This is a genomic window from Chryseosolibacter histidinae (assembly GCF_018598225.1).
GTDB classification, from domain to species: Bacteria; Bacteroidota; Bacteroidia; order Cytophagales; family Cyclobacteriaceae; genus Chryseosolibacter; species Chryseosolibacter histidini.
In genome coordinates, this window is sequence record NZ_JAHESF010000032.1 from 51,339 (window position 1) to 64,692 (window position 13,354).

The window sequence follows — 13,354 nt, forward strand, 5'->3', positions numbered from 1 at the left end:
TTTCATTTCCGGCTTTGACTAGAATGTGAGATTAAGGCCTAAAGAATAAATGGCAGAAACGGGATATGTACCCGCATCAATTCCGGTGTTCAAAGAGCTGACGCCTGACTGATTTCTGTCGAGGGGGAAACCGACCTCAGGAGAATAGCCCGTAAAATCGGTGATGGTGAACAGGTTGGTGCCACGCACATACACGCTGGCCGCATTCATTTTCATTTTTGTCAGCAGGCCCGCCGGCAGTTTGTAAGAGAGCGTTACGTTTCTCAGGCGGAAATAAGAGCCATCCTGCACAAAACGTGTAGAAGGTAAAAAGTTATAACCTCCGATGCTCGCTTTCGGCTCGGTCTGGCTTGTACCTTCTCCCCTCCAGCGGTTGGCCACGTGTTGTTCGAAATTATACATCTCCACACGCACGGTCTCCTTTTCGTTGTAGATCTTGTTTCCGCTCTGACCCTGGAAATCGAATGACAGGTTAAAGGATTTAAAACCCGCCTCGAGGTTCAACCCATAGAGGAATGTGGGAATGGGCGAGCCGATGTAAGTACGGTCGTCGCTGGTGAGCGCATTATCAGGATTAACATCTTTAAACCGGAGATCACCCACACCGGCGTCCGACCTGTGCGGATAGGCATCGAGCTCCGCCTGGTTCTGAAAAATGCCATCCACCACATAACCATAGAACGATCCTATGGGCCGGCCTACCGATGTGGCCGTGGTGCTGTTGGCATTGAATAACTTATCATTCGGATCTTTTGATCCAAATACATTGAGCACTTCGTTGTGTATCGTGGTGCCTACGGTACCGATCCTGTAGCGGAAACCATTCCACTCGCTTTCCCATGATACGTTGTATTCAAATCCTCTGTTCAGGACTTCCGCAGCATTGTAGGTAATTGTTTTCCCCACACCGTTACCGAGATATCCGGGCACCGGCAGGTCGATCAGGATATCTTCCGTGGTTTTGTGAAAATAGTCCAGCTCAATGTTCAGGCGGTCATCGAAGAATCCCAGCTCAACGCCGGCATCGATCTGTTGGGTCTGCTCCCAGCGCAGGTTCTGATTGCCCGACTCGCCATAGGTAGATCCCGGATACAACGTTTCATTCTGACCAAACACGGCACCCACGCCGTTCAGCACGCCGGAATATTGCCTGTCATACTTCGTCTTCTCATTTCCTACGATACCCCAGCTGGCCCTCACTTTGAAATTGGAAAGCTTGCCCACATCCTGCATAAAGCCTTCGTTGATCACATTCCATCCAATGGCAAGCGAAGGGAAATTGGCATAACGGTTCTTGCTGATGAATTTCGACGATCCATCTCTCCTGAAAGTGGCTGTGAAAAGATACCGGTCATCAAAGGTGTAGTTCGCCCTGAACAGGTACGACATCATCGAAAAGTAGTTATCGAGAAGCACCTCATTCTTCACACGGCCTCCATTGATGTTATCCGGATTGATGTACCACAGGTCTTCATCGTCACGAAGGATGTTCTCACCCACCACTTCCATTTTTTCAGTGGTCGACTCCTGCATGGTGTAACCGGCCACGGCGCTGATCCTGCTCTTGCCTAATTGTTTGTTGTAGCTGATCGTATTCTCCCACAGCCAGTTCGCACGGTCTTCGAACAACTTGGTAAGATCGCTCGTTGAATTCTCCTGCTGTGCGTTCACGAAGAACTGAGGCGTGTAGCTCCTGTTCTTCTTGTATTCCACATCCACACCGAAGCTCGTGCGCAGTGTAAGACCTTTCAGGATGTCCACCTCTCCGAACACATTGCTCACAGAGCGGATCACATTGTCGAAGTTGTTGGTGTACTCGATATCAGCCAGCGGATTGCCAACGCCCGGCACCGGTGAATAGCTGCCATCAGGCTGCCGCGGCGCAATGGTAGGTTGCGCACGGTATGCGTTGAATGCCGCATTGATGTGTGTGTTCTGCTGCTTGAAAGGTGTAAAGCTCAGGTTGCTTCCCACACGAACGGCGTCGCCCAGCCGGTAAGTGTTATTGAACCGCAAAGTTACACGTTCGTAGTTCGATTTGGGGATGATGCCCTCCTGGTTGAAATAACCCAGGCCCAGGTAGTACTCCATTTTTTGGGTCGATCCGGTTACGGAAACCTGGTAGTTCTGGATGGGCGCTGATTGAAACACCTGATCCTGCCAGTCGGTATTGGGCACCGCGTCAACGTTGTTATAAGAACCAGGCCTCAGCTCGTTGGCGATGATGGCAAATTCACGGCCGTTTAACAGGTCGATCTTTTTCTGCAGCTGCTGAATGCTGTATTCGGCAGAGACGTTGACCGACATGCCTTCTTTGCCGGGGGTGCCTCTTTTGGTGGTGATGAGCACCACGCCGTTGGCCCCGCGCGATCCGTAGATGGCCGTGGCAGAAGCATCTTTCAACACTTCAACGGATTGGATATCGGCGGCATTCAGGTAATTGATGTCACTGAGGATCACGCCATCAACCACAAAAATAGGGTCGGCATTGTTGAAGGTACCAACACCTCGCACACGTACAATGGGCCCCGCACCGGGAGCGCCTGTATTGGTGGTGATCTGAACACCGGACACTTTGCCCTGCAACGCCTGCATTGGCGAAGCAGCCGGGATCTTTGTAAGGTCTTCTCCCCTGACAGAAGAAACCGCACCGGTCAGATCCGACTTCCTTACTGTTCCATATCCGATGACCACCACTTCTTCCAGCATTTGCGAGTCGGTTTCCAGCACAAGATCGATAGTGGTACGCTCGCCAACCGCAACTTCCTGTGTTTTGTATCCTACAAACGAAAAGATCAATGTGGTTTCAGACGGCGCCAGCTCAAGGCTGTATTGCCCCTCAGCATCCGTTGCGGTTCCTTTATTGGTGCCTTGTACCACCACGCTAACGCCAGGCAAGGGCAGACCATCCTCAGAGGAAGTGACCTTCCCGGTAACGGTACGGACCTGCGCCATCACCATCGCTGGTAACAGCGTGAACATCAGATAAGTAAAAACTCTCCTCATGATAGATTTTCTGAATTGGCTGTGATCCTTCCAGATTCAGTTCATCAAATTAGAGAGAAGGCTGATTTTTGGGGAGATATTTTGTTTAAAACTGGCCTTTTACGGGGTCGATTTGCCGAATTCTCCCGCGAAGTTTTTGCGGAAGAAAAACATTATTTTCAAACGATTGCTGCGGGAATTCAGGGTATTGGTGCCTTCACTTTTGTGGAAGAAAAACATGGCGTTCCAGACCTTCCATTTTACCCTAGCCGATGAGGCCGTCTTCGAGCACTTTATGCCGGGTGTCGTGCCCTTTTTGATGGGGTTCATAAAAGAGGATGATCTCTTCCCAGCGTGATGCCGTGGGCCGGTTCCCCTTCTTTTCAAGCTCCTGGATACGCTCCGTCACCTTGTGCTTGAAGCCCCAGACGGTATTTACGCGCAGGTTCAGCTGGTTGGCCAGCGCCTCCAGGGTGTAATCCTTTTTTCCGGTCACAGCCAGATAGGCGATATAAAAAGCCTTTTCAATGGGGAATTTAATGCTGTGGAAGATCGTAAAAGCAGTGATCGACTCATTATAGCCGCATCGGGTACACCGGCGGGCAAATTTCTGGGCGCCATCGAAGTATTTCTCGTTCTCACATTTGCGGCAATGGAATGCCTTCTCCCATTTCAGGTTCTCTAAAAACCGGTAACACGACAGCGCATCGGGGTACAACGTCTGGAACTGTTTGTAGTCCATCGTTTTCTCCATCAGCCGCTCGTTCAGCACCTCCTTCAGGCTGTTCTTCAGTTTCCAGTTGTCCAGGTCGAGCATGGAATTGATCTGGTTGATCTCCACTGACTGCCGGGCAAGTTTCTGATTGCTTTCCTCCAGCTGGCTGTTTTTGAGGTTGAGCTCGTTGGTGCGCTCGTTCACCTTGTCTTCGAGCTCGCGGGTGACCTTGTCTTTCAGCTGCATGTTCACCTCATGCTGGTGGATGATACGTTTCAGGGCCCTGTCACGCATATCTTTCAGGATCCTGATCCTGTCGCCCAGCGCGAACGTGAGGAACAGCATCTCCAAGGCAAAGCTGAAGTGAAGGCTGTAATGCAATGGCGTGGTAAAGGGCAGCACGTTGAAGTATACCAGTGTGCGAATGAAAAATCCGGCGAAGAGAATACCGTAAGCGATCACAAAAAAGCGGGCAGGCCGGTAGCCGCGACTCCACACAGCGATGGCGGTGTAAAAGATCAGCGACAGGGGGATGATCTCGATGGTGCGCAGCGTGAGCAGCTGCGGGAACAGGAACAGCTCCATCACAAAAAATGCAGAACGGGCAATGATCATTCCTTTCAGCGCCCGGTCAAGCCCTGGTGCGTTGGCACGGGTGCTCAAAAATCTTCTGGTGAATATGAGGCCCCAGAGGATGACGGAATACAGCGTGATGCCTACCGCATAATTGTTCCATTCGGGATGGTTGGGCCACAGGTATTGGAAGCCGATGCCGTCGTAGCTCATGGCATATGCCGCAACGCTGAGAATGTACATGATGTAAAAGATGTTCTTGATCTCCCGGATGGCCAGGTACATCAGGAAATTATAGAGCGCAATGATCACGATCATTCCGTAAAATGTGCCGAACAGAAAATATTCGTTCAGGGCGTAATACACGAAGCGGTTCACCGACCTGAAAGCGATCCTGATATCGGCAAACTCGTGCGACCGCACGCGGAAATAATAACAGAGGGTAGTGTCTGAGCTCATATGCAGCACCACCTCAAAATTCTTGTGCATGAAGGTGCGCTGTGTGAAGGGTTGCTGGTCACCCATGCTGATCTTTTTATACGAACCGGTTTCATCCGGGATGTAGGCATCGAGGTGATCGATGGTCTGGTCATAGAATTCGAGTAGCCAGACTTTGTCCGTAGATGTGGTATGCCTTAACGGGAACCGGATCCAGTACGAAGCATTGTTCCTGAAATCGGTGTTCTGGTATCCCGAATGGCGCACAAAGTGATCGGCGAATTTCTGCGAAGTGATGTCTGCGAAGGTGAGCGTATTGGTGGTATCCGTGAGGATGGTGAGCTCATACGGCATAAAGTCGCGCTCGTTGATGGCATCGCTGACCTCCACAGGTTCCTGCGCGCATACCTGCCCCCCTGTGGAAAATCCCAGAATCAGAAAAATGGCCAACCATCGCCTCATCTCACTTCAAATTTTTAGCTTTTTCCTAATATCTTCAATTTCTCCCACATTCAAAAATGGGGAGTCGACACTTAATAATTTCAGAATTAAGATTTTAGAGGTACAATTTTAGATGCAAGCTTTAAGTATTGCCCCAAAAATCATCAATCGAAAATCTGATCCCGATACTATCGGGACGTAAATTATTGGAGCCATCCTCCTGTAAAACCCGCCTTCTTCAGGCCCGCAACAATGTAGGGATTCTTCTTCATCAGGTTCCATACAAAACCGTTCCTGTGGTTCTCGATCTGGATCACGATCGGTCCCTGGTCTATGCCAAGATAATCTTTGTCTACCCAGCCTTTGGTGCCGTCCTTGTATTCGATCGTCATGTTGAAGGCATCTTTAAAACCATACTGTCCATAAAGTTTTTCACCATGGCGGTTGTACATTTCTTCCAGCGCGGGAATGCAGATCTCCGGCGCAAAAGGGATCGATCCGCCCGCGGCCGTGGGGGCTATGGTGCCATCGTCCTGCAAGTAGAATTGTGACGCACCCCGAGCGTTGTATCCCTGGAAGGCGATGTTGGGGTTTCGTTTGTTGTCGTTGCCGGGTCCATCGCAGGCCGTCAGCCCCCAGACGTTCTCGCCGTAGCCAACAAATCCGGCGGCGTTGGTAATACAATATTGCCGGTTGGCGTAGGTAGCCCTGCGCGAATTCTCGAAATAGTCGATGCCCTTCTCCCGCATATATGCATCCTGAATGCCTTTGAAGTCGATGTACAGGTGTGAATACTGATGACCGAACAGGGGACCGAAGTTCACGTGCTCCTGGCCCTGGTAGGTTGCCCACTGGTATGTAGCAGTCCAGGCGTCCCAACTTCCCGCGGGAATGGTATGCGTAGGCGATCCGAATGCGAGCACATAAAGAATGTTTGCTTCATTATATCCCTGCCAGCGCGCGTTAATAAATCCCCGCCCCGGATGCCAGCCCATGCTCATGGTAGACTCGCCGTTCATGGCCCAGTCCCACTCCACAGCACGGTAAAGTGCATCGGCCAGGTCACGGATCTGCTTTTCATCGGCGGTATCCTGGTCGAAATAGGTTTGACACGAGAGGATGCCCGCCATCAGCAGGCCGGTGTCTATTGTCGAGAGCTCAACTTCCTGAAACCTGAGGCCGGTCTTCTGATCGAGGAAATGATAAAAGAAACCTTTATAACCTGCCACACCTGACGTTGCATCGCCCTTGGGAAGGTCGTTGAGGAACTTCAGGGTCTTCAGCACCCTTTCTGTTGCCTGGGTGCGCGTGATGTATCCGCGTTCAACACCGATCAGGTACGTGGTGAGTCCGAATCCTGTGGCAGCGATGCTGGAGAAATTCTCGGTGGGCCAGCGATCGGGGATCTGTCCATTGTCAGAGTTACCCAGGTCCCAGAACCAGTTGAAAGTGTGACGCGAGAGTGAATCGAGTGAAAAAGCTTTCGCACCTGGTGGCGTGACGGAGGGTGGTGTTGTATAATTCTTTTTATCAGAGCACGAGAAGATGATGGTCAACAACAACGGGAGGAACAGGCAACGGCGCATAGGAAACTTATTTAATGAAATAAAGGAACGTAAATTGTAAAGTAAAAGTGTTTTTAGTAGAAATGAAAGGAAGTTCAGGGTTGTGCGGTCGGACTAGTCCCCGCTTTCATGCTCCCTCACTTTAGGCCGATCCTCTTTTCGCTGCAACTCTTTCCATTCTTTTACTTCTTTCCTGTTCTGCTGAAGCTCTGCCTCGGTTGGCGTATAGTTGATCAGCGCCTGCAGGTCAGGTTGCCCCGCATCTATCCAGGCTGTATACCAGAAGCTGCCGATGCGCCGGATGCATACACGCATCTGCCGCGCTACCATGCCCGATAGTTTTTCGTGATAGGCCCTGGCATATTCCTTCGAATAAACTTTCATGGTCTGTTGTCCCTTGACCTCGAATGAATATTTCCTTTCGCCGAATTTCAGGGCGAGTGCGCGTTCATACTGCAACACGGAATCCACTGCATGATGTGACGATTCGATGGCCTTCCAGGCTTCAAGCTGGGTGTTATCAAGATACGTGGCACCACCGGTGAAAAGATCGTAATCCTGCGAGAAGAGCTCCGGCAGGCGCGATTCCCAGAAAGCGTGGATGCCATCCTGGTCCGTAAGCTGACCGTTATAGTTCTCGGTGGTATGCAAGGGCACGTGGGCGTCTGCAAGGTAGTGCCCGATCTCGGCCGACATCTTCAGGATACGCTGCGGGTCTCTGACGAGGAAAGCATCGCGCAACTGCAGGTACATGCGCTGGATGTGCCAGGGCAGGATGCCGTAAGCTTTCAGTGTGTCTTCGCTGTAGCGCTCAACCGCGGTATTCCAGAATCTGGGCATTTTATACAGGGCGCTGTCGCCATAATGATCAAGATCGAGGTAGTGCCGTGGTGCTTCCTCCGGAACAGCAAACCGTCGCCGGTCGGGATTCACCGCAGCTTCCGTAATATAGGTCAGGTGTTTTTTATAAAAGCCGATCATCTCGGGAGGAAGTGTGAACACTGCCAGCCGGTTGATGTGCTGATGCGCAAAGAAACCCCAGGTAAACGCGGAGATCACCAGCACTCCGGCAAGTGATAACAAGAGAGAGAGTCGTGTCATGTACTGAAGTTACGCCAAATTGCAGCGTGCGCATCAGAAGGAGATGGATTATTTTAAAATGTTCGGGGTCGGAGAACAAGAGGACGTTAGAAGGTACGAGGTACGAGGTGCGCTGGCCCGTGCGCTGGAGCTTCAGCGCAGGAGGGAGATACGAGGTACGGTCGTACTTCGTATCTCGTACTTCGTACCTTCTCAACCCCTGTCATCCGCGGAAGGTCCGTAGATGGAGGGCACCGGGATATCGTTCAGGCGCATGTAGACCGTCAGTTGTCCGCGGTGGTGCACCCAGTGATTGATCGATGACCAAATGATATCTTTTTTCGAAGACGTTAAAACTATTTGTCCCTGGGCCTTCAGGTTGAAGGTTTTGGCCAGCTCCTCGTTTGAAACTTTCTGCAGTGCATTTTTCGCTCCCCGTACGTTGTCATCGAAATGGGCCACCAGCCCGGCCGTAGTGCTCAGCTTGAAATGTTCGAAGTTGCCGAGGTCTATATCGCCCTTCTCCACGATGTGGCTGATCCATTTCGGGATCTCCGCTACCAGCAATGAGAGATAGCCCAACGCCATCGATTTTTCATGCGGCTTCCAGCCATAAAGGTTTTCGGGGATCCGCTCCAGGCATTTGCGCGTGGCAGCAACTTCCGCTTCGAGCTCGTTCAAGTACTCCTTACCGAATGTTATTTCCATATGTTCAGCAATATTTGGTGATGAATCGTACCACGCCGGGGGTTATGGAAGGTACGTATAAAATAACATACCTGTAGAGAAGCGTCGACGATCAGCAGCTTTTTACAAATGACACGCTATAACCTCCTTAATTCTTAATTCTTGCTACTACTCCTTTTTGGGTTCCATCAGCCCTGAGGTTGCAGCATAACCGCTTTTTCCCTATCTTGAAATTGGAGCCCATGACCCTTCTTATCCGGGAAGGTATCATGGGTTTTTTGTTTAATCCCGAGTCCAAACCCAAAAACCCATGAAAAATGTTCTGCTTGTTGACGACGATAACATTTTCAATTTTCTCAGCACAAAAACCCTTCAGCAGATGGGCATTGCCAATGAGATCCATACTGCCCTGAATGGCCGTGAGGCGCTCGACTTGCTCAACAATTATTTTACTGGCTCCTACGCTACACCCGATGTGATCCTGCTCGACCTCAACATGCCCGTGCTTGACGGCTTCGGTTTCCTGGAAGCCTTTCAGCGACTGAATATGCCCAACAAGGAAAGGATCACCGTGATCATCGTCACCTCTTCGAACGACCCCAAAGACGTGGAAAAAGCCCGGCAGATGGGCATCACACATTATCTTACGAAGCCGCTCTCGGAGGAGAAATTGAAGGCGGTATTGATTTGAATAGTCCACAGTCGACGGTCCACAGTCCACGGCAAGTTAGTGTGATACAAATCGACCGATAGCTATCAACGGAACAGGTGGCATAGCGTCGCGGCCGTGGTCTGTCGACTGTGGACCGTGGACTCCTCTCACTCTTCTCGCAAGGCATGAATCGGATTCTCCGACGCGGCCTGGTAAACTTTGGAGCCGATCATGATGCAGGCCAGCCAGAGCACCGTAATAACAGAGACTGAAAAAGTAACGATGTTTCCGGCCTGGTAATAGGTCCAGATCTGTTTCATCATCACACCCACCAGCATGCTGCCGAGCCAGCATCCCGCCAGCATTGACAACGTGAGGATGGCAACAAACTGTACGTTGGTGGCCCAGATGATCTGCGCGATGGATGCGCCGAACACTTTGCGGATGCCCACCTCTTTCAGGCGCCGGGCGATGTTCAGCGACACGGAAGAATATAATCCGGCGATCGACAGCAGCAGCGCAACGATGGCCAGGAACGTGAAGATGCTGGTAACATTCCTGTTAACGTCCTCTGCAACGTTGATGATCTCATCCATGCGATACCCCATGTAGGGTCTGCCGGGAAAAAGCTCGCTCCATTGTTTCTTCATGTACGCGGCCACGCCGGCTGCTTTTTCGCCTGACGTGTGCACGATCAGGTTCCGGTAATTTTCTTTGCCTGTGTAACGCAGCACCATGGGTACCTTTTCTTTCCACATGCCGCGGCTGTAAACATCTTTGATCACACCGATCACGTACAGCTTCACCGAGTCGTTGATGGTGATGGTTTTATCGAGCGCACTCGCCGGTGCAAAACCTTCGGCGAGGTCTTGTGTGATGATCACCGATTCTTTGCGGTCGTTCTCGGAAGCGGGGTTGAAGTCACGTCCTTCCAGCAGCTCAAAACCCAGGGTGCTGCGGTAACCCTCTCCTACGCGAAGCAGGTCCGCTTCGATATCGATACCGTTGCACGTTACCGGCAGCGTGGTGCGCGTGCTGAAAACGTGGTCGGCAGATCCGCCCATGGCAGCAACACCGGGTTGATGGATCAAAGTATTCCGCATCTTATCGAACTCCGTTTCTGACTTCACCGGTACCACCAGCACTTCACTGTGCGCAAAGCCCAGGGGAAAATTTTTCTGGAACAGTGAATTCTGATAGAAGGCGATGGAAAAGAAAAGCGCCGTTACCGAGAAGGCGAACTGCAGCACCAGCAACGTCCTTGTAAAATAATTGGTACCACCGATCTCGATCTTGCCTTTCAGGATCTGGGCCGGCTGAAACCTGCTTACGTAAAAGGCCGGGTAAACACCGGAGAGCGTTCCGGTGACCAGCACCACCGCTCCGAGGAACAGCAGCACGTCGATATTCTCGATCAGCTTCAGCTCCAGCTTGAGAAAAGGCCACATTTCGTTCCACGCCAGCACCAGCAGATCGCTCATGCCCAGGCCGATGAGGAACGACACAAAACAGATGAGCACCGCTTCGCCGATGAACTGGATGACCAGGTGGATCCTTTCACTGCCCATCACCTTGCGCAAGCCGATCTCTTTTAAACGTTTGGTGGAAATAGCCACCAGCGTATTCGTTAAATTAAAGCAGGCAATGGCCAGCATCAGCAACGCCATCAACGCCAGGGCTATCACAATGGGAAAAGGTGTCGACGCCGTTGTCAGGGCACCCGCAAAACCGGAGCGTGAATCGCGCTGCGCCATGCCGGCAAACGGCTCGAGGTAAAAACGTTTCACCTGATAATTCTTCGCAACCGGATTCACATTGTCGCGGTATGTCTGCAGCTGCTTTTCCAATGCCGCGATGCGTTCCGGATGCTCGATCTGCACAAAGAGGTTATTGACCTGCGACCAGTCATCGCGGTCGCGGGAGCCAGTGCCGAAGTAATTGTCATAAGCAACAAACGCGTCGCCCTGGAAGCTCGAGGTGATGGGCTGATCTTCGAACACCGCAGCGATCTCATACTCTTTCACTTCTCCTGCGGGCGTTACCTGCCGCACCGTCTTTCCCAACACATCGGTAGTGCCATAAAGTCTTTTGCTCGCGCTCGCGGAAAGAAAGATAGCAGACTGATGTTCCAGCGCTGTCGGTTTGCCCGACAGGAACCGGAACGTAAACACTTTAAAAAATTCAGGATCCACATAGCTGAGCAATACAGGCGCGAGGTCGTCTTTCACACTCACCTGTATGCGCGACGGGTAATACCGCATCACCGTCTTCACATCGCCCGCGTTCGCCCTGATGGCGGCACCCAGGGGCACTGGCACCGAAGCGTTCGACTTCTCCTCTGATGCCACCTCGCGTATGGCGCTCACGCGATAGACACCACCCGCATGCTCATGATGCGCATCGAAATACAGGTTTGACCTGAAATTCAGGTAGGCGATCACGCTGCAGGCAATGGCAATACCCATCCCGAAAACATTGATGCCGATAAAAACCCTGTTCTTGATTAAGTTCCGTAAGGAGATGAGGAGATAGTTCTGAATGATCATGCCGTACTGAAATGCGAAAGATATAATAAAGTATGCTGTGCCTTGGCCAATACTATGCCAGCCGTGGTTTGGGGGAGAAATGGGGGAAATCTCTGTTCGAGGCGTTCGTTTTCATAGCAACATGACCGGATGCGAACAGTTGACAGTTGACAATGCCCGATGGTCATCGGGCGCAGTTGACAACGAGCAGGGCACTGACCAGGTATTTTTCGCTTCGAATTGAAAGACAGCCGGGTAGGTATTCACCGAACGCTGTCAACTGTTCTTTGTCAACTGTCAATTGCCTAATAGTTTCCTTCCGCAAAAGGATGTTGGGTGCCCATGAAAAAGAACGATGTCAGGATATAACGTTTGCCCTGGGTGATGGGTCTTGCGCCGTGCAGGTATCCCAGCAGGCCGGGGTGAATGGATGCATAGCCGGGCTGATCGGGTTTGACCAGTTTTTTGAATTTCGGGAAAAACGTTCCTCCGCCTTCGAAGTCTGTATTCAACGTAACGATCATGGAGAGATAACTTCCGTCGTTGTGCAACCCCAGGTGCGCGCGTTCACCGGCGATATACCTGACGATAAAATGCTGAGCGTTGAGCCGCTTCCACGCCTCGCCCTTCAGCTGGTATTTGTGATAGAGCAGTGGAAAGAAAAATTCTTTCAGTACGCTGCTGTAGATGTCGTGAAACCCGAGCGAGTCGAGCTTGATATCCGTGGGCGGATTGTCTTTGCCGCGATAGCTTGTCCACTCACCAAAGTGCTCGGCTTCTTCGATGATCTCTTTGCAGAACAGCTCCGTGAACAGCGGAAAAGTATAAACGTTGTCGATGGGCTCATCACAGATCAGGTCGAACTCCCGCTGCACCAGCTGGGGGTTCACATATTTTTTCACCCAGGTTTCCCTGGCCTCCCCTTCAAACTCGAAAAGTCCGGGATGCAATGGTTTGTACCCGTCAGCAGCTGTTTCGTCTGTGCCATTGACGGAAACTTCATGCTCGATAAAATTTTTCATGGGAGCCAAGGCGGTAAGGCGATGCGCAAACATCGCAGTAATATCCTCCGAGGGATGGGCGTCGTGCATTGCCGACAGGAACTCCCCTACCGGGATCACGTTCTGATCGTACTGCGAGGTTGCCAGCTTCCGCATACCTGCCGCGTTGATCATATAAGCATACGAGCCGTTGCTGTATCCGGGATTCACCATACCCCGCGCCTCTGACGGAATATCGCTGCCATACGCGAAACGGCCCAGGTAGATCATCTCCCACGGTTCGTCTGTACGCAATACCTGATAATGATCCGACTTCGGCAAAAAACCTTCCTCCAGCACCAGCACTGCGTCGTGTTGCTCATGCCGCTGCCACACATTCCAATGGCCGCAGGCACGGCTTGCTTCCTCCCAGCGGATCCCGCCTTCCACAGGCAGGAGCCCGTAGTCGCGAAGGGTTTGATTCACTTCTGTTATGGAAGGTAACGGATGGATCTCAACCGGTATATTTTCCGGCAAGGGCAGCGTCTTCAGTCGCGCCTCGAACAACGCCCTTTTCTTTTCGAGATCGTCAGGAAAGGCGAGGATAAAAACTTTATCGACAGCAATCATAGTATTAAAGCCAATGGGTGCCGGCAAGTTACAACCTTAACCCGAGCTTTAATAATAGCGAAACAAGTACGATCTACGAGGTA

At 51.5% G+C, this 13,354-nt stretch carries 9 protein-coding genes; 2 read left to right on the top strand and 7 right to left on the bottom strand.

Annotation, left to right across the window (positions count from 1 at the left end; all coding sequences use genetic code 11):
* Positions 1–18 precede the first annotated feature (18 nt).
* Entirely contained in the window at positions 19–3,006 is a 2,988-nt protein-coding gene (locus tag KK083_RS23970; RefSeq protein ID WP_254168242.1) for a SusC/RagA family TonB-linked outer membrane protein, read from the bottom strand.
* Between the two features lie 15 nt (positions 3,007–3,021).
* On the opposite strand from KK083_RS23970, the gene KK083_RS23975 reads away from it, so the two are divergent.
* On the top strand, positions 3,022–3,261 hold the full coding sequence (locus KK083_RS23975; protein ID WP_254168243.1) for a hypothetical protein: 240 nt from the start codon (positions 3,022–3,024) through the stop codon (positions 3,259–3,261).
* On the opposite strand, the gene KK083_RS23980 is transcribed toward KK083_RS23975, so the two are convergent.
* From KK083_RS23980 to KK083_RS23995, 4 genes are all read right to left on the bottom strand, one after another.
* A complete protein-coding gene (locus KK083_RS23980) occupies positions 3,251–5,173 on the bottom strand; it encodes a 7TM diverse intracellular signaling domain-containing protein (protein ID WP_254168244.1) in 1,923 nt (640 codons plus the stop codon). The genes KK083_RS23975 and KK083_RS23980 overlap by 11 nt on opposite strands.
* 182 nt (positions 5,174–5,355) lie before the next feature.
* Positions 5,356–6,738 carry a glucoamylase family protein gene (locus KK083_RS23985; RefSeq protein WP_254168245.1) on the bottom strand — a complete coding sequence of 461 codons (1,383 nt, stop codon included), beginning with the start codon at positions 6,736–6,738 and terminating at the stop codon, positions 5,356–5,358.
* Positions 6,739–6,831: 93 nt separating this feature from the next.
* Positions 6,832–7,818 (bottom strand): zinc dependent phospholipase C family protein, encoded by a 987-nt coding sequence (locus tag KK083_RS23990; RefSeq protein WP_254168246.1) that lies wholly within the window; start codon positions 7,816–7,818, stop codon positions 6,832–6,834.
* A gap of 192 nt (positions 7,819–8,010) precedes the next feature.
* Positions 8,011–8,505 carry a DinB family protein gene (locus tag KK083_RS23995; RefSeq protein ID WP_254168248.1) on the bottom strand — a complete coding sequence of 165 codons (495 nt, stop codon included), beginning with the start codon at positions 8,503–8,505 and terminating at the stop codon, positions 8,011–8,013.
* 289 nt (positions 8,506–8,794) lie between these two features.
* Between KK083_RS23995 and KK083_RS24000 the strand changes: the two genes are divergently transcribed.
* Entirely contained in the window at positions 8,795–9,175 is a 381-nt protein-coding gene (locus KK083_RS24000; protein ID WP_254168250.1) for a response regulator, read from the top strand.
* Positions 9,176–9,303: 128 nt separating this feature from the next.
* On the opposite strand, the gene KK083_RS24005 is transcribed toward KK083_RS24000, so the two are convergent.
* Positions 9,304–11,682, bottom strand: coding sequence for an ABC transporter permease (locus KK083_RS24005; RefSeq protein ID WP_254168252.1), 2,379 nt, complete (start codon positions 11,680–11,682; stop codon positions 9,304–9,306).
* Between the two features lie 284 nt (positions 11,683–11,966).
* Positions 11,967–13,271 carry a 2OG-Fe(II) oxygenase family protein gene (locus tag KK083_RS24010; RefSeq protein ID WP_254168253.1) on the bottom strand — a complete coding sequence of 435 codons (1,305 nt, stop codon included), beginning with the start codon at positions 13,269–13,271 and terminating at the stop codon, positions 11,967–11,969.
* Between the last annotated feature and the right edge of the window lie 83 nt (positions 13,272–13,354).